The 17,003-nt window shown below is 73.4% G+C and carries 12 protein-coding genes and 1 pseudogene; 8 read left to right on the forward strand and 5 right to left on the reverse strand.

All coding sequences use genetic code 11. The features are described 5' to 3' along the window. Together ACH4ZA_RS25235 and ACH4ZA_RS25240 are read right to left on the reverse strand one after the other, a co-directional pair. On the reverse strand, positions 1-1,338 hold the full coding sequence (locus ACH4ZA_RS25235; RefSeq protein ID WP_319277296.1) for a hypothetical protein: 1,338 nt from the start codon (positions 1,336-1,338) through the stop codon (positions 1-3). After that, positions 1,335-2,852, reverse strand: a complete 1,518-nt coding sequence (locus ACH4ZA_RS25240; protein ID WP_398431730.1) for an amino acid adenylation domain-containing protein — start codon at positions 2,850-2,852, stop codon at positions 1,335-1,337. Before ACH4ZA_RS25240 ends, ACH4ZA_RS25235 begins: the two co-directional genes overlap by 4 nt. A 414-nt stretch (positions 2,853-3,266) precedes the next feature. Between ACH4ZA_RS25240 and ACH4ZA_RS25245 the strand changes: the two are divergent. After that, positions 3,267-5,344, forward strand: a pseudogene (locus ACH4ZA_RS25245) (molybdopterin oxidoreductase family protein). Between the two features lie 52 nt (positions 5,345-5,396). Here ACH4ZA_RS25245 and ACH4ZA_RS25250 read toward each other — a convergent pair. After that, the gene (locus ACH4ZA_RS25250; protein ID WP_319277302.1) at positions 5,397-6,131 is read right to left on the reverse strand and encodes a TetR/AcrR family transcriptional regulator C-terminal domain-containing protein; all 735 of its coding nucleotides are present in this window, start codon (positions 6,129-6,131) and stop codon (positions 5,397-5,399) included. 177 nt (positions 6,132-6,308) lie between these two features. Between ACH4ZA_RS25250 and ACH4ZA_RS25255 the strand changes: the two genes are divergently transcribed. Continuing rightward, positions 6,309-7,814 (forward strand): MFS transporter, encoded by a 1,506-nt coding sequence (locus ACH4ZA_RS25255; protein ID WP_319277304.1) that lies wholly within the window; start codon positions 6,309-6,311, stop codon positions 7,812-7,814. Positions 7,815-7,951: 137 nt separating this feature from the next. On the opposite strand, the gene ACH4ZA_RS25260 is transcribed toward ACH4ZA_RS25255, so the two are convergent. Continuing rightward, positions 7,952-8,653, reverse strand: coding sequence for a DUF6215 domain-containing protein (locus tag ACH4ZA_RS25260; protein WP_398431731.1), 702 nt, complete (start codon positions 8,651-8,653; stop codon positions 7,952-7,954). A 148-nt stretch (positions 8,654-8,801) separates the two neighbouring features. Continuing rightward, entirely contained in the window at positions 8,802-10,448 is a 1,647-nt protein-coding gene (locus ACH4ZA_RS25265; RefSeq protein ID WP_319277307.1) for a M4 family metallopeptidase, read from the reverse strand. A gap of 153 nt (positions 10,449-10,601) precedes the next feature. Here ACH4ZA_RS25265 and ACH4ZA_RS25270 point away from each other — a divergent pair, with 153 nt between their 5' ends. The 6 genes from ACH4ZA_RS25270 (at position 10,602) to nirD (ending at position 16,968) form a co-directional block, all read left to right on the forward strand. After that, positions 10,602-11,036 carry a gamma-glutamylcyclotransferase family protein gene (locus tag ACH4ZA_RS25270; RefSeq protein WP_398431732.1) on the forward strand — a complete coding sequence of 145 codons (435 nt, stop codon included), beginning with the start codon at positions 10,602-10,604 and terminating at the stop codon, positions 11,034-11,036. Positions 11,037-11,253: 217 nt separating this feature from the next. Further along, complete coding sequence (locus tag ACH4ZA_RS25275) at positions 11,254-11,814, forward strand: hypothetical protein (protein ID WP_398431733.1); 561 nt, start codon at positions 11,254-11,256, stop codon at positions 11,812-11,814. A gap of 121 nt (positions 11,815-11,935) precedes the next feature. Then, complete coding sequence (locus tag ACH4ZA_RS25280; RefSeq protein ID WP_319277314.1) at positions 11,936-12,571, forward strand: class F sortase; 636 nt, start codon at positions 11,936-11,938, stop codon at positions 12,569-12,571. Positions 12,572-12,791: 220 nt separating this feature from the next. Then, the gene (locus ACH4ZA_RS25285) at positions 12,792-14,003 is read left to right on the forward strand and encodes an FAD-dependent oxidoreductase (RefSeq protein WP_319277315.1); all 1,212 of its coding nucleotides are present in this window, start codon (positions 12,792-12,794) and stop codon (positions 14,001-14,003) included. Further along, positions 14,003-16,612, forward strand: coding sequence for a nitrite reductase large subunit NirB (gene nirB, locus ACH4ZA_RS25290; RefSeq protein WP_319277317.1), 2,610 nt, complete (start codon positions 14,003-14,005; stop codon positions 16,610-16,612). Before ACH4ZA_RS25285 ends, nirB begins: the two co-directional genes overlap by 1 nt. Beyond that, the gene (nirD, locus tag ACH4ZA_RS25295; protein ID WP_319277318.1) at positions 16,609-16,968 is read left to right on the forward strand and encodes a nitrite reductase small subunit NirD; all 360 of its coding nucleotides are present in this window, start codon (positions 16,609-16,611) and stop codon (positions 16,966-16,968) included. Before nirB ends, nirD begins: the two co-directional genes overlap by 4 nt. Positions 16,969-17,003 lie beyond the last annotated feature (35 nt).

Below are 17,003 nucleotides of genomic sequence, written 5' to 3' on the forward strand. Positions count from 1 at the left end.
TCACGAGTCCCAGATCGCGCCGTAGGCCGGAATCCCTCGCCGTTCCAGCCCGTGCACCACCTGCCAGGTCAGCTTCTTGTTGGAGATGCAGATCACCGCCTCCGCCCCGAAGTCGCGGTAGGCGGCGTACGCGAGCGCCACCATGTCGGGCTTGCCGCCGCGGGAGGTGTCCCGGACGACGGCGTCCGGCTGGGCGGCGAGGATCTCGTCGACGAGGGCGTCGCCGTAGGTCGCCCGGGGGTCGCGGGTCGCCCAGACCAGCCTGGAGGGGACCTCGGCGGCCAGCAGATGCGGCAGGCAGGGCCCGATGCCGCTGCCCGTCGCCACGTACACCACCTTCGTGAACAGGACCTCGATGTTGGCGACCCCGGCGGTGGTGATGCCCTTCGTCCACACCCTCGGGGGCAGGTCGTCGATGAAGGCCCCGGTCCAGTCGCCCGCCCGCGAGACGGTGAGGCGGAAACCGGGCTCCCCGGGGGCCGGGACGTTGGCGAAGGAGTGCCACTCCTTCAGCGGGCTGCGGCTGATCGCGGTCGAGGAGCCGGCGAAGGGCGTCACGCCGTGGTCGAAGCGCGCCAGCGCCACATGGCGCGAAGGCCGTTCGAGGCGCACGTCGACCTTGCGCAGCCGCAGCCAGGGCAGCGCGACGCTGAAGGTGACCAGCGCCAGCACGGAAACCGGCCCGGGGCCGGGAGCCGCCATCAGCGTGTGCGTCCAGAAGAGGGCGAGGGCGCCCCAGCCGCCGAAGCGGTGGATCCTCTCGAAGACGTCGTGGTGACGGGCGCGGAAGGACGGCAGGGCGGTGGCGACGATCACGGCGAGCAGCCCCACCAGGATCCAGCCGACGGCCCGCAGCGAGCCGTCGGTCGTCCGCAGGGTCAGCGCCAGGAACCAGCCCGCGCCGGCCAGCGCCCCGCCCACGTGCAGTCCCCCGAAGTGGTAGACCTTGCCCAGCGTCCAGCGCAGTCGCAGCGGCCAGTGCGTCGGGGCCGAGGTCGCCAGCCGGAACAGCAGGTTGACGACGTACTGCTGGCGGACCAGGACGGCGAGGGCGAGGTTGGCGAGGGACGCGTGCGCCAGGGACGACGCCGGCAGGGGCCGGTTTCCGTAGGCGTAGGCCAGGTTGGCCAGCAGCACCAGCGCGGCGAGGCGGTTGTGGTGCATCAGCCGCGGGTGCTTGAGCAGACGCCGGGGCGCGGAGAGCAGCGGGGGCAGCTCTACGGACCGGCTGTCCGGGGACGGCGGGACGGGGGTGGGTGCGGGGGTGGAGGCGGAGAGCGCGGGAAGCGGGGACGGCGCCGGGGACGCGGGCGGGGGCGGGGAGGAGGACGTCGTCATCGGACGACCACCGCCGTCCGCTCCCGCGCCAGCTGCAGCAGCGCCGCCTTGTCGATCTTTCCGCGGTCGGTCTCCGGCAGGGAAGTCATGGGCATGACATCCTCGGGCACGCAGTAGTACGGCAGTGCGTCCGCCACCGCGCGCCGGGCCGTGTCGGGGTCCACGTCGGCCGGGCAGACGAAGGAGACCAGGCTGCGGGCGTCGCGCCGCAGGGTCACCGCCCGGGTGCAGCCCGGCACCCCTTCGAGAACCGACGACACGGAGTCCAGCTCGACGCGGAACCCGCGCACCTTGACCTGGTCGTCGGTGCGGCCGAGGTGTTCGAGTTCCCCGCCGGGTGTCCAGCGGCCGAGGTCCCGGGTGCGGAACATCCGGCGTCCTGCGCCGAGGAAGGGGTCGGGGGCGTAGCGCTCGGCGTTCAGCTCGTCGTTGCCGAGGTAGCCGGCCGAGACGCAGTCGCCGCCGGCCCACATCTCACCGACCTCGCCGACGGGCAGGGCACGGCGGTCGGCGTCGAGGACGTAGACGGTGTTGTTCGGGGTGGGACGGCCGATGGTGAGCAGCGGCGCGGCCGGGGCGTGACGGCTCATCGTGTTCACGATGGTCGTCTCGGTGGGGCCGCAGCAGTTGTGGAAGGCGGCGCGGGCGGCCCAGGCGTCGGCGAGCGGGCGCGGGCAGGGCTCGCCGGCGACGGCCACCGTGCGCACCCGGGGGCAGGCCGCCGGGTCGATGCCGGCGAGCACCGTCGGGGTGGCGACGAGCACGGTGGCGGTACGGGCGGCCGCCGCGATGTCCTTGCCGCGGACGACCAGGGTGGCGCCGTGGGCCAGGCAGCCGAGGATCTCCCAGGCGGCCATGTCGAAGGCGATGTTGAGGAGTTGGGCCACCCGGTCGCCCGGGCGGATGCCGAGTCCGCCGGGTTCGGTGCACAGCAGGTTGGCGACGTTGCGGTGGGTGACCTTCACACCGTTGGGGCGGCCGGTGGTGCCGGACGTGAACAGGACGTAGCAGCCGTCGTCGGGGGCGATGCGGGGGCGGGGCGCGGGGGCGCGCGAGAGGGGTTCGTCGAGGGCGAGGACGCGGGGGCCGCGCGGTATCCGGGCGAGGTGTGCGCGCTGGGTGAGCACGACACGGGTGGCTGCGGCCCGGACGACGTGGGCGAGCTGGGCCGGGGGTGCGAGGCCGATGTCCTGGGGGACGTACGCCGCGCCCGCCTTCAGGATGCCGAGCAGGCCGACGAGCATCGGCAGTGAGCGGCGGACGAAGAGGCCGACGTGGTCGCCGGGGCGGACGCCCTCGTGGGCCAGCCGGGCGGCGAGGGCGTCCGCGTACCGGTTGAGCTCGCCGTAGGTGAGGGTGGCGCCGCGGTGTTCGGCGGCGACGGCGTGCGGGGCGGCGGCGGCATGCCGTTCGACGGCGTGGTGGATCAGCGGGTCCGGGACGTCGACGGTGGGGCCGCGACCGTAACGCCAGAAGAGTTCCTGGTCACGGGGGGTGAGATGGCGCAGAGGCATGGTGGGGTGACCTCCAGGCTGCTTCGGGATGCAGGTGACATGACCGGCGGTGACGGCTCGCCCGGGGTGCGAACGCCTGCGGGAGCGGGCGCCGTGCGGGTCGTGCGCCGTGCGATCGTGCGCCGTGCGGGGGCGCGCCCCATGCGAGGTCGCACCCCCGTACGGGGTCGTGCGCGCACTCGACTGTAACGGCGACTTTTCAACCATCAAGCATGCGCAACCGGACATCCCCTGCATGGAATGAGTCACCTGTGGCGTCTTCGTTCACGAGGGCAACGTTCGTGCGGGTCGGCGACGACTCAAGGCGGGGTCCCCTGCGCCTCACTCCGGGGGGCGGCGCTCGGGGAGGTCGCCAGCACACCGCCGTAACAGGAGGCCGCACGGCGCGTAACACGCACGACGCACGCTGGGGGCATGCCGACCGCCTCGACGCCCACCCACTGCCCGTACTGCGCCCTGCAGTGCGGGATGGCCCTCTCGCCTCTGCCCGCGGGAGGCGTCGAGGTGGTCGAGCGCACCGCCTTCCCGGTGAACCGGGGAGCGCTGTGCGGCAAGGGACGCACGGCGGCCGCGGTGCTCGCCCCCGGCGTCCGGCTGACCTCGCCCCTCGTGCGGTCCGGCGGCTCGCTCGTGCCGGTCTCCTGGGACCGGGCGCTGGACCGGATCGCCGAGGAGTTCGGCCGGGTGCGCACCGCGCACGGGGCCGACGCGCTCGGCGTGTTCGGCGGCGGCGGGCTGACCAACGAGAAGGCGTACGCGCTCGGCAAGTTCGCCCGCGTGGTGCTCGGCACCTCGCAGATCGACTACAACGGCCGGTTCTGCATGTCGTCCGCCGCGGCGGCCGGAATGAAGGCGTTCGGACTCGACCGGGGGCTGCCCTTCCCGCTCGAGGACGTCCCGCGCACGGGCTGTGTGATCCTGGTGGGCTCCAACCTCGCCGAGACCATGCCTCCCGCGCTGCGGTTCTTCAGCGAACTGCGGGAGAACGGCGGCACGTTGATCGTCGTCGACCCGCGCCGCACCAGGACGGCCGAGCAGGCGGACCTGCATCTCGCGCCCCGGCCGGGGACGGATCTCGCGCTGGCGCTCGGCCTGCTGCACCTGATCGTCGCCGAGGGACGGGTCGACGAGGAGTACGTGCGCGAGCGCACGGTCGGCTGGGAGGACGCCAGGGCGGCCGCCATGGCCCACTGGCCGGAGTACGTGGAACGGATCACGGGGGTGTCCGTTCCGCAACTCCGGGAGGCCGTGCGGCTGTTCTGCGAGCCCGAGGCCGCGATGGTGCTCACCGCGCGCGGGCCCGAGCAGCAGTCCAAGGGCACCGACACGGTCGGCGCGTGGATCAACCTGTGCCTGGCCACGGGCCGGGCGGGGCGGCCGCTCAGCGGCTACGGCTGCCTGACCGGGCAGGGCAACGGGCAGGGCGGCCGCGAGCACGGCCAGAAGGCCGACCAGCTGCCCGGCTACCGCAAGCTGGACGACCCGGCGGCGCGGCGGCACGTGGCCGAGGTGTGGGGCGTGGACCCGGACTCGCTGCCGGGACCCGGTCGCAGCGCGTACGAACTCCTCGACGCGCTGGGATCCGACATCCGGTCGCTGCTGCTCATGGGATCGAACCCGGTGGTGTCCGCGCCGCGCGCCGCGCACATCGAGGAACGTCTGAAGTCCCTCGACTTCCTCGCCGTCTGCGACGTCGTCCTGTCCGAGACGGCGGCCCTCGCGGACGTCGTCCTGCCCGTCACCCAGTGGGCGGAGGAGACGGGGACGACGACCAGCCTGGAGGGCAGGGTGCTGCTGCGCCGCCAGGCGGTCACCGCCCCCGAGGGCGTGCGCAGCGACCTCGCGGTGCTGCACGAACTGGCTGCGCGGCTGGGCGTCGAGAAGGGCTTCCCCGTGGAGCCCGAGGAGGTCTTCGAGGAGCTGCGCCGGGCCAGCGCGGGCGGGATCGCCGACTACTCCGGGATCAGCTACCGGCGACTGGCGGAAGAGGACGGGGTGTTCTGGCCCTGCCCGGCCGGTCAGGACGGCCGCCCGGCGCCCGGCACGCCCCGTCTGTTCCTCGACCGGTTCGCCCACGAGGACGGCCGGGCCCGGTTCGCGCCCGTCTCGCACCGGCCGAGCGCCGAGGAACCGGACGACGACTACCCCGTGCTGCTCACCACCGGGCGGGTGGTCGCGCAGTACCAGTCCGGCGCCCAGACCCGGCGCGTCGCCGAACTGAACGCCGCCGCGCCCGGCCCGTTCGTGGAACTGCACCCCCGCCTGGCTGCGCGGCTCGGGGCGGCCGAGGGCGACGCGCTGGCGGTCGTGTCCCGGTGGCGCCGGCCCGGATCACCACGGGCATCCGCCCGGACACCGTCTTCATGCCGTTCCACTGGCCGGGTGCCGGGCGGGCCAACACCCTGACCAACCCGGCCCTGGACCCGACCTCGCGAATGCCGGAGTTCAAGGTGTGCGCGGTGCGGGTGGAACTCGCGGAACCGTCCGCCTGACGATCCCCTGCGCCGACACGGCGGGCTCGCGCTCAGAAGCCCCGCCCGGGCCTCATTCCGGAAGGCGCAGGGCCAGGCCGTCCAGCAGGACGTCCAGGCCGTAGGCGAACTTGCCCTCGCGCAGCGCCTCGGGGTCGGCCGACTCGGCGGCGCTCGCGGCGTATTCGCTCGCCAGGTGGGCGTAGGGGGCGGCGGCCTCCTGGGCCGCGGGCATCAGGCGGGCGACGAAGTCCGCCTCGGTCTCGCCGGAGCGGGCGACCGTGGTGAGCCAGGCCGCCTCGGTGGTGCTCACGCCGATGACGTAACTCAGCAAGGGCTCGATGGCGCGGCCCGGTTCGGCGAACCCGGCGGCCGTCAACAGCTCGGCCAGCCGCTCCGAGAAGGACATCAGGTTGGGGCCGAGATAGGCCAGTCCCGCCTGGCCGAGGACCGAGGCGAGCCAGGGGTGCCGCAGCGCGGTCGCGCGGAAGGAGCCCGCGGCCTCGGCGACGGCGGTGCGCCAGTCGGACCCGCCGGCCGACGGGACGTGGATCTCGGCGGCGACCTCGTCCACCGCCAGCTCCATCAGCTCGTCCTTGGTGGCGACGTGCCGGTAGAGGGAGGTCGCGCCGGCGTTCAGCCGGGCGCCCAGCTTGCGCATGCTCAGCGCCTCGATGCCGTCGGCGTCCAGCATGGCGACCGCCTCCCGGACGATCGCGTCCCGGCTGAGCGCGGGCTGGTCGGGCTCGCGGCGCCCACGGGCCCACACGGAGGGGACGGGGCGGGGGTTCTTCGTCTCGGCGGCCACGGCTCTGCTCCCGAAGGGGTCGACTGACAGCGGGCGTACATCGTGCGCTTCCAGCGTACAGAGTCCCCTTCTTGCGTACACCGTTCTGCTCTGCGTACAGTGTGCGCATCGCATGGAACAGTGTGCGCAGCACGGGAACGCCGTGCGCACGAAGACGAACGAAAGGACCCGGACGTCATGGAAACCCGTAGTCCTCGCCGCTGGTGGATCCTGGTCGTGCTGTGCCTGAGCACGCTGGTCCTGACGGTCGACAGCATGGCGCTGACCGTCGCGGTGCCCTCGATGACCGAGGACATCGGGGCGAGCGCCCAGGACACCCAGTGGATCCTCGACTCCTACATCCTGGTCTTCGCCGGCCTGCTGCTGACCTCGGGAAGCCTCGGCGACCGCTTCGGGCGCCGGCGGGTGATGCTGATCGGCCTGACCCTGTTCGGGGCGGCCTCCCTGGCCGCGACGTTCTGCACCGCCCCCGGCGAGGTGATCGCCGTCCGGACCGCGATGGGCGTCGGCGGGGCGCTGATCATGCCGTCCACGCTGTCGATCCTCATCACCGTCTTCGACGAGGAGGAGCGCGGCAGGGCGATGGCGGCGTGGGGCTCGGTGTCCATGCTGGGCCTGGTCGGCAGTCCGGTCCTGGGCGGCGTCCTCATCGACCACTTCTCCTGGCACTCGATCTTCCTGATCAACGTTCCGGTCGTCGCGCTCGCCGTCGTCGCCGCCGTGACCCTGATGCCGGAGTCCAGGGCGCCCTGGCAGAAGCCCGATCCGCTCGGCGCGGTGCTCTCCGCGGTCGGCATGACGGCCCTGGTCTGGTGGATCATCGAGCTTCCGCTGCACGGCGCGTTCGGCGGGCGCTCCGCGGTCAGCCTCGCGGTGGCCCTCGTCGGACTGACCGGCTTCGTGGTCTGGGAGAACGTCACCCCCTCGCCGATGGTCCCGCTGGTCCTCTTCAAGCACCGCAACTTCAGCGGCGGCTCGCTCTCGCTGGCCCTGGTGCAGATCGGCAACGGCGGTCTGCTGCTGGTCCTCACCCAGTACCTGCAGTTCGTCCTCGGCTACTCGCCCGTCCGGGCCGGTCTCGCCTTCCTGCCGTTCGCCCTCGCGGCGCTGGCCGGCAACGGGGCCGGCGCGCACCTCACCGGGAAGATCGGCAACCGGTTCGTCGTGCTGGCCGGGATGCTCGTGATGGCCGCCTCCTTCGGCCTCCTCGCCACGGTCGGCGCGGACTCCGGCTTCACCGTCCCGGCCGTGGCGCTGGGACTGCTCGGACTCGGCGCCGGACTCGCGATGCCCGCCGCCGTCGCCGCCCTGATGGGCACCATCCCGGCGGACAAGGCGGGTGTCGGCTCGGCCCTGAACGACACCGTCCAGCAGGCCGGCACCGCGCTCGGCATCGCGATCCTCGGCTCCCTGCTGACCAGCGGCTTCGCCGCCGAGATGCCGGCCGACGCCCCCGAGGCGGCCCGGCAGTCGATCGGCGGGGCGCTGGCGGCGGCCGGCGGCGACGGCACGCTGGTCCGGGCGGCCCGGGAGGCCTTCACCGCCTCGATGACGACCACCTTCACGATCAGCGCGATCGGCGTCCTGGCGGCGGCCGTCCTGGCGGCCCTGGTCATGCGGGACGCCGCGCCGCGGCAGCCCGTCGCCGAGGCTCCCGCGAAGGAGCCGGAGCCGGTCGCCTGACCGCCCCGCTCCCGCACCGCTCCGGCACCGGGAAAGGCCGGCGCCCCACGGGGGGCGCCGGCCTTCGGCGTGTCCGGTCGGCGGGCGGCCGGTCGGCGCGCGGCCGGTCGGCAGGCGGCCCGTCAGCGCCCGGCCCGTCAGCGCGCGGTGGCCCAGCCCGGGATCGTGGGCAGGACCTGCTGGGCGACGCGCAGCAGTGCCGTGTCGTCCGGCCGCACGTTGTCCTGGCGCCAGATGGAGAGCTCGTAGGAGCCGCCGCCGTCCTTGACGTCCGGTGCGACGACCAGGGTGCGGGCGACGCCGCCCGGCGCGCTCTGCGACTTGCCGCCGCCCAGGTTGAACCGGATGGCGATCGTCGGGCTCGAGTAGAGCACGGCGGGGTGACCCGCGATCGTCTTCGTCTGCGCCTCGCTCAGCAGACTCTGCATGCCGCCGATCGGCAGACCGTCGTAGGAGCGCGACAACTTCACCGTGTAGGTGTCCAGTTGGACGGTCCCCTCGGGGGACGGGATGCTCCTCTCCCCCGTCTCGACCGAGCCGTCGCTGCCGTAGGCGGTCCGCGCCTGCTCCGCCGGCGTGCCGAGGAGCGTCGGCAGGTCCGTGCGGTTGAGCGCGGTGCACAACTGCGTCCCGGAGACGCGCTTCGCCGCCTTCGCGGCCTCGTCCGCCTTCTTGTCCTCGTCGTCGGCCCTGCACGCGGCCGGCTTGTCGGCGGCCTTCGCGTCGTTCTGCTGGATCACATACAGCGCGCCCCCCAGCGCCCCGACCACCACCAGCGCCGCGATGGCCTGAGCCCATGCGTTCGGGCCCTTCTCGGCCGCGGCAACGTCCTCGCCCATGTCCCCCATTACCCCCGGTACCCCCTGCTCGCGCCGGATGCGCGCGGAGGGAGCGTAGCGGGTGATCAGGCCACGCGGAAGCGGGATCGCGCCGCGGCCCGCCCCGGGAGGTCGTCGGGGCGGGCAGCGGTGTGCGGGCGTGCTCGGGTCAGTTCACGTTGACGGCGCTCCAGGCCGCCGCCACCGCGTTGTACTCCGTGCTGCCGGCGCCGTAGAGGTCACGGGCGGCGTTCAGGGTGGCCGTCCGCGCACCCGCGTACTTGGTGGAGGACGTCATGTAGACGGTCAGGGCCCGGTACCAGATGGCGCCCAGCTTGTCGCGGCCGATGCCGGTGACCGTCGAGCCGTTGGACGTCGGGGAGTTGTAGGTGACGCCGTTGATCGTCTTCGTCCCGCTGCCCTCCGCGAGGAGGTAGGCGAAGTGGTTGGCGACGCCCGAGGAGTAGTGCACGTCGAGGTTGCCGACCGAGCTGCTCCAGTAGTCGGCCGAACTGCCGTCCCTGCTCGGCTTGTCCATGTAGCGCAGCGCGTCCCGGCCGAACCCGGGACGGACGATCTTCTCGCCGATGAGGTAGTCGCCGACGTCGGAGGAGTTGTTCGCGTAGAACTCCACCAGCGAGCCGAAGATGTCGGAGGTCGCCTCGTTCAGACCGCCGGACTCGCCCGAGTAGGTCAGGTTCGCCGACTTCGACGTCACGCCGTGGGACATCTCGTGCCCGGCCACGTCCAGCCCCACCAGCGGGCCGAGCTGGGTGGCGTTGCCGTCGCCGTACGTCATGCAGAAGCAGCTGTCGTCCCAGAAGGCGTTGGCGTAGTTGTTGCCGTAGTGGACGCGGTTGTAGGAGCCCTTGCCGTCGTTGCCGATGCCGTTGCGGCCGTGCACGTTCTTGTAGTAGTCCCAGGTCACGTCGGTGCCGTACTGGGCGTCCACGGCGGCCGTCGCGCGGTCCGCGGCGGCTCCCGTCCCCCAGTGGTTGTCGGCGTCCGTGAACAGCGTGGCGGGGGCGCGGCTGAAGCAGATGCCGAAGATGCACAGGTCGGTCTTGTTCTCCGCGTCGCCGGTGTACGTGTTCCCGCGCGTGGGGTCCTTGAGCTGGTACGTCGATCCGGACTGGGTCGTCTGCAGCGGGACCGTGCCGCCGTACAGGGACTTGCCGTCGCCGGTCGCCGTCTCCAGCGCGTCCCAGGCGTCGATCTGGGCGCCGGTGCGCGCATCGGTCAGCACGGTGCGGGCGACCGGGTTGCCGAGCGTGTCCAGCCCGACGGCGTTGGTCCGCCAGGCCAGTCTCGGGGCGCCGTGCAGGGCGTCGACGACCAGCTGCGGCTTGGCCTTCACCTGGTTCAGGCGTTCGCCGAGGTTGGCCGCGCGCAGAGCGTTCACGGCGACGTCGGCGGCCTTGGGCGCGGAGACCTTCGGGGTGATGCTGGACAGCGAGATCGCCGCGCCGGTCGCGCGGTCGGCGCTGCGGTACGAGCCGTCGGGGGCCAGGTGGACCACGAAGTCGCCGCCGAGAACGGGGAGTTGACGGTAGGTGCGGTCGTAGCGGACGTGCTGGGCGCCGCCCTTGTCGACGACCACGTCACGCACGGACGTGGCCTGCCCGGAGGTGAGGCCCAGGGCCGCGGCGCGGTCGACGAGGACCGCCGCCGCGTTGTCGAGGGCGGTGGCGCGGGTCGGTCTGTCGGCCGCGCCGGCGGCCGGAGAGAGCGCGGCCGCCAGGAGTGCGGCCGTGGTGACGGCGATGCCGGTGGTGGCGAGACGGGAACCTCGGACGTGCTGCCGTATCCGACTCATCAGTCTCTTCGGTCTCCTCAGGAAGGCGCCGTGGGGGCGCGCGTGGGGATGGCGCTGACGTCGTCCTGGCATTTAAGAGGGCTCGACATGTCATGTCCATAGCATCGGCGCGAGGGACCGGTGCAGGGGCGGTGAGGAGAGAGAATCGTTTCCGTGACCGCCCTCGCACTCCCCTTCTTCGTCTACGGCACCCTGCGCCCCGGCCAGGTCAACCACGACCTCTTCCTGCACGGCCGCACCGTGCGCGAGGAACCGGCGCGACTGCCGGGCGCGGTGCTGTACGACGGGCCCGGCTATCCGTACGCGGTCGAGGAGCCCGGCGAAGCGGGCTCGAGCGTCGCCGGGGACCTCGTGACGGCCCGCCCCGAGGCGTACGCGCAACTGCTCGCCGCCCTCGACCGGCTGGAGCAGTACGCGCCCGGCGACCCGCGCAACCTCTACGAGCGCGTCGCGCGCGAGGTGACGACGAGGGCGGCCGGCGCCGCTCCGGTCCGCGCCTGGGTGTACGTGGCCGCGCCCGCCGTCGCCGCCGGCCTGCGGGCGCGCGGGAAGCCGATCGCGGGCGGCGACTGGCTCACCCGGCGCTGACCGGTCACCCGTTCACACCCCCTCGCGGAGGGTTTTCCGCGCGATACCGTCCACACGCTGGTGACCTGGTGAAACGCACAGGCAGACCCCTCCGGCCGCGGGACGTCCGACACCCGTTCATCCCATTCCTGACACACCGTCAACAAGCGCGTCCGTCCCGCCGCGACTTTCCTCGGAAGGGCAGGGAATCTCGAGGAGCGAGCTCGAAGGAGCATCGATGCGACGACGGACCGCCCGTCTGCTGACCGCCCGTCTGCTGACCGGCACCGCGCTCGCCGTCACCGCCGCGGCCGCCTTCGCCGCGCCCGCGCACGCCGTCGCCGCACGCGGCGGCGCCACGCCCGACGCCGGGCGCCTGGAGGTGTACCCGGCCACCGCGGTGCCGGGCGGGCAGGTCTCGGTGAACACCGCGGACTGCGGAGCCGGCGCGGCGGCCGGCGACGCCGGAGCCGTGGGCGCAGGCCGTTTCCCGCTCGCGCCCGACAGCCACGAGGGCGAGGCGGCCGGACGGTTCGCGGTGCCGCCGAGCGCGCAGCCCGGCACGTACGAGATCGTCGCGGAGTGCGCCGCGGACGGCCGGCGGATCACCGGGGACCTGGTGGTCGTCCTGGCCTCGGACCGGCAGCAGACGCTGCCGCGAGGAAGTGTGAAGACGGGGGTCGGCGGCGCACTGGGCCCCGACCCCGTACAGACCGCGGCCGGCGTGGCGGCCCTCGCCATCGCCGCCGCGGGCGGTACCTGGCTCCTGCATCGCCGGGCGAGAGGCGACGGGATCTGACGGACACCCTCCGCTGTCCGTCCGCCGGTACCGCATGTCCCCTCCCCCTCCGGGTCCGACGCCCCTCGCGGCCCGGAGGGGGACACGGGACACGCCTGACGTCACAGAAACGGGGGCTCCGATGCTCAAGGTCGGCAACACCGCCATAGCCGCCGTCACCGCTGCCGCCCTGTGCAGCGGCGCGTGGCTGCTGCGCAGCGGCGCCGAGACGCACGCCCCGCCGCAGCCGTCCGCCGCACAGGCCCACGCGTCCGGCCCCGCGAGCGCCGGCGCCGGCGGCAGATCCGCCCCGGCGCTGCCGCCCTCCCCGCCCGACCGCATCCGCATCCCCGCGATCCACGTGGACGCACCGCTGACGGGCCTCGCCCTCACCCCCTCCGGCAGCCTCGCCGTCCCGCCCGCCGAGAAGGAGAACCTCGCCGGCTGGTACGAGGCGGGCGTCACCCCCGGCGAGACCGGCACCGCGATCGTCGCCGGCCATGTCGACAACGCCGACGGTCCCGCCGTCTTCTACGACCTCGGCGCGCTGCGCAAGGGCAGCGCCGTCGAGGTGGACCGGCGCGACGGCCGCGTCGCCGTGTTCACCGTGGACGCCGTCGAGGTCTACCCGGCCCGCGACTTCCCCGACCGGAAGGTGTACGGGGCCGCGAGCAGGCCCGAGCTGCGGGTGATCACCTGCGGCGGCGGATACTCCAAGGCGACCGGCTACCAGGGCAACGTGGTGGTGTTCGCCCACCTGACCTCCGCCCGCGGCTGACGGCGCCGCACACCGCGCCGCGCATCCTGCGTCCACCGCCCCGCCGCGCATCCTGCGTCCACCGCCCCGCCCCGCCCCGGCATCGGCCGCCCCGCCCACCCCTGCGTCGCCGCCCCGCGGAAACCCTCACACTCCCGCCCGGCGTCCGCTGAGGGCAGCGTTCCTCACGGGAAACAACCGTGATGCGGCCGGGTAACGTCGGCACCGCACGCTCCTGGACATGACCTCGAATTCGCGTGTGGTGGTGATCGGAGCCGGCCTCGCGGGCGCCCGACTCGCCCGCCGGCTCGGCGAGCTGGGCACGCCCGCACTGCTCGTCGGCGAGGAGGAGCACCGGCCCTACAACCGGGTCCTGCTCGCGGAGGTGCTGGCCGGCCGGTACGCCCCCGAGGTGATCTCGCTGCCCGCACCCGCCGGACTGGTCCGGGCCCGGGTCACCGGCATCGACCGCGACCGCCGCACCGTCTCCTGCGCCGACGGCTCCGAGATCGCGTACGGCACACTCGTCCTGGCGACCGGCTCCAACCCGGTGCTGCCGCCGCTGCGCGGCCTGTTCACCCCCGACCACGTCCTGCCGGAGGGCGTCCACGCCTTCCGGACCATGGACGACTGCCTCGGGCTGTCCAAGGCGGTGCGGCCGGGTGTCCGGGCCGTCGTCATCGGCGGCGGTCTGCTCGGCGTCTCGGCGGCCCGCGCGCTCGCCGTGCGCGGCGCGCAGGTCGTCCTCGCCCAGCAGGCCGAGCGCCTCATGGAGCGCCAGCTCGACCCGAACGCCTCCCGGCTGGTCCTGCGGCACCTGAAGGACCTCGGCGTCGAGGTCCACACCGAGTGCCGGGTGCGCGACGTCCGCTGCCTGGGCGGCGCCGTCCGCTCGGTGGAGATGGCCGACGGCTACGCCCTCGACGCCGACCTGGTCGTGCTGGCCTGCGGCGTCTCGCCGCGCGCCGGTCTCGCCAAGGACGCCGGGATCGCCGTCCACAAGGGCGTCCTCGTCGACGACGAACTGCGCACCTCCGACCCGCACGTCCGCGCGATCGGCGACTGCGCGCAGCACGACGGGACCGTGTACGGCCTCGCCGCCCCCGCCCTCGAACAGGCGGACGCGCTGGCCGAGTCGCTCGCCGGGCGGCCGTCGCGCTACACCGGCACCCGCGTCCTCACCCGGCTCACCCTCGCCGGCAACAGCGCCTTCGACCTCGCCGCGTTCGGCGAGACCGAGCCGCTCCCCGGCGACGACGTCGTGCAGCTCGCCGACGCCACCCGGGGCACCTACCGCAAGGTCGTCGTCCGCGACGACCGCCTGGTCGGCGGGGTCCTCGTCGGCGAACTCGGCACCGTCGGCGCGCTCGCCCGCGCCTGGGAGGGAGCAGAGCCGCTGCCCTCCGACGGCGGCCCCCTGCTCCACCTGCTCACCAACGATGGAGGCTCCTGATGACCACCGCCGCCCCGGAGGCCACGGAGGCCACCCCCACGATCGTGCTCGTCGGCCACGGCATGGTCGGCCAGCGCTTCCTCGAGGCGCTCGCCGAGCGCGGCCTGACCGCCACCCACCGCGTGGTCGTGCTCTGCGAGGAGCCGCGTCCCGCCTACGACCGGGTCGCCCTCACCTCGTACTTCTCGGGGAAGACGCCCGAGGACCTGTCCCTCACCGACCTGGAGTTCATCGCCGCGCACGGCATCGAGCTGCACGTCGGCGACCCCGCGGAGACCGTCGACCGCGACGCCCGCCGGGTGACCGCCCGCTCCGGACTGGCCGTCGACTACGACGTCCTCGTGCTGGCCACCGGCTCCTACCCGTTCGTCCCGCCGGTCCCGGGCAAGGACGCCGAGGGCTGCTTCGTCTACCGCACCATCGACGACCTCCTCGCCATCGAGGAGTACGCGAGGTCGCGCGCCACGACCGGCGCCGTCGTCGGCGGCGGGCTCCTCGGACTGGAGGCGGCGGGCGCACTCAAGGGCCTCGGACTCACCTCCCACATCGTGGAGTTCGCGCCCCGGCTGATGCCCGTCCAGGTCGACGCGGGCGGCGGCGCGGCCCTGCTGCGCACCATCGAGGACATGGGCCTTTCCGTGCACACGGGCGTCGGCACCCAGGAGATCGTGGTCGGCGAGGACGGCGCGGTCACCGGCATGAAGCTGTCCGACGGCTCCGAACTCGCCGCCGACATGGTGGTGTTCAGCGCCGGTGTGCGCCCCCGCGACCAGCTCGCCCGCGACTGCGGACTGACGGTCGGCGAGCGCGGCGGCATCACCGTCGACGAGCAGTGCCGGACCGTCGCCGACCCGCACGTGTTCGCGATCGGCGAGTGCGCGCTGGCCGCCGACGGCCGGGTGTACGGCCTGGTCGCGCCCGGCTACGAGCAGGCCGAGACCGCGGCGGCGACGATAGCGGCCGACGAGGCCAGCTTCACCGGCGCCGACCTGTCGACCAAGCTGAAGCTGCTCGGCGTGGACGTGGCGTCCTTCGGCGACGCGCACGGCACCGCCGAGGACTGCCTGGACGTCGTCTACTCCGACTCCCGCTCCGGCCTGTACAAGAAGCTGGTCATCGGCCGAGACGGCACCCTGCTCGGCGGCATCCTCGTCGGCGACGCCGAGGCCTACGGCACCCTGCGGGCGTTCACCGGATCCGTGCCGCCCGTCTCCCCCGAGTCGCTGGTCCTGCCGGCCGGTTCCGGCGAGTCCGTCCAGCTCGGCCCGTCCGCGCTGCCCGACGAGGCGATCGTCTGCTCCTGCCACAACGTGTCCAAGGGCGCCATCCGCGGCGCGGTGACCGAGCACTCCTGCACGACCGTGCCCGAGGTCAAGAAGTGCACCAAGGCCGGCACCGGCTGCGGCAGCTGCGTGAAGGTGCTCGGCCAGCTCGTCACCGCCGAGCTGGAGGCGAGCGGCGTCGAGGTCGACAAGGGCCTGTGCGGTTGCTTCTCGCAGACCCGCGAGGAGCTGTACGAGATCGTCCTCGCCCTGCGCATCAACACCTACCAGGACCTCCTGGACCGCTACGGCCGCGACGACGCCCGAGGCGGCGACGGCTGCGACGTCTGCAAGCCCGCCATCGGCTCGATCATCGCGTCCCTCGCCCCGACCATCGGCGCGAGCGGTTACGTCCTGGACGGCGAGCAGGCGGCGCTGCAGGAGACCAACGACCACTTCCTGGCCAACCTGCAGAAGAACGGCTCCTACTCGGTCGTCCCGCGCATCCCCGGCGGTGAGATCACCCCCGAGGGCCTGATCGTGATCGGTGAGATCGCCCGCGACTTCGGCCTCTACACGAAGATCACCGGCGGTCAGCGGATCGACATGTTCGGCGCTCGCGTCGAGCAACTCCCCCTCATCTGGACCCGGTTGGTGGACGCCGGTTTCGAGTCCGGGCACGCCTACGGCAAGTCCCTGCGCACCGTGAAGTCCTGCGTCGGCCAGACCTGGTGCCGCTACGGCGTCCAGGACTCCGTCCGCATGGCGATCGACCTCGAACTGCGCTACCGGGGGCTCAGGTCGCCGCACAAGCTCAAGTCGGCCGTGTCGGGCTGCGCCCGCGAGTGCGCCGAGGCCCAGTCGAAGGACTTCGGCGTCATCGCCACCTCCAACGGCTGGAACCTGTACGTCGGCGGCAACGGCGGCGCCACCCCGCGCCACGCCGACCTTCTCGCCCAGGACCTGTCGGACGCCGAACTCGTCCGCCTGATCGACCGGTTCCTGATGTTCTACATCCGCACCGCCGACCGCCTGGAGCGCACCTCGACCTGGCTGGAGCGCATCCCCGGCGGCCTGGACCACGTGCGGGACGTGGTGGTCGAGGACTCGCTCGGCATCTGCGAGGAGCTGGAGTCCCTGATGACGGCGCACGTGGCGCACTACGCCGACGAGTGGGCGACCACCATCAACGACCCCGAGAAGCTGGCCCGGTTCGTGTCCTTCGTGAACGCGCCGGACACCCCCGACCCGGTCGTCGGCTTCGTCCCCGAGCGCGACCAGATCAAGCCCGACCTGCCGCTGCTGACCATCGGCCACCGACCCCTGGAAGGGAGTGCCCAGCGATGACCCTGGCGCCCGAGACCACCGATCTGAAGGTTCAGCTCCGACTGGCGCAGCACGAGGAGGAGTGGTTCACGATCTGCGACCTGAGCCTGCTCGTCCCCGGCCGGGGCGTGGCCGCCCTGCTGCCGGACGCCCGCCAGGTCGCCCTCTTCCGCGACCGCGCCGGCGAGCTGTACGCCGTCGACAACCGCGACCCGTTCAGCGGCGCGGCCGTCCTCTCCCGCGGCCTCACCGGCACCCACCGGGGCCGCCCCTTCGTCGCCTCCCCCCTGCTCAAGCAGCGGTTCGACCTGACCAGCGGCGAGTGCCTGGACGACGAGACGGTACGCATCCGCACGTACGAGGTCCGCACGGCCTGACGGCCGGACTCCTGAAGAGGCGCGGCCGGCCCGGC

This window comes from Streptomyces sp. NPDC020597, from assembly GCF_044335095.1.
GTDB lineage: Bacteria > Actinomycetota > Actinomycetes > Streptomycetales > Streptomycetaceae > Streptomyces.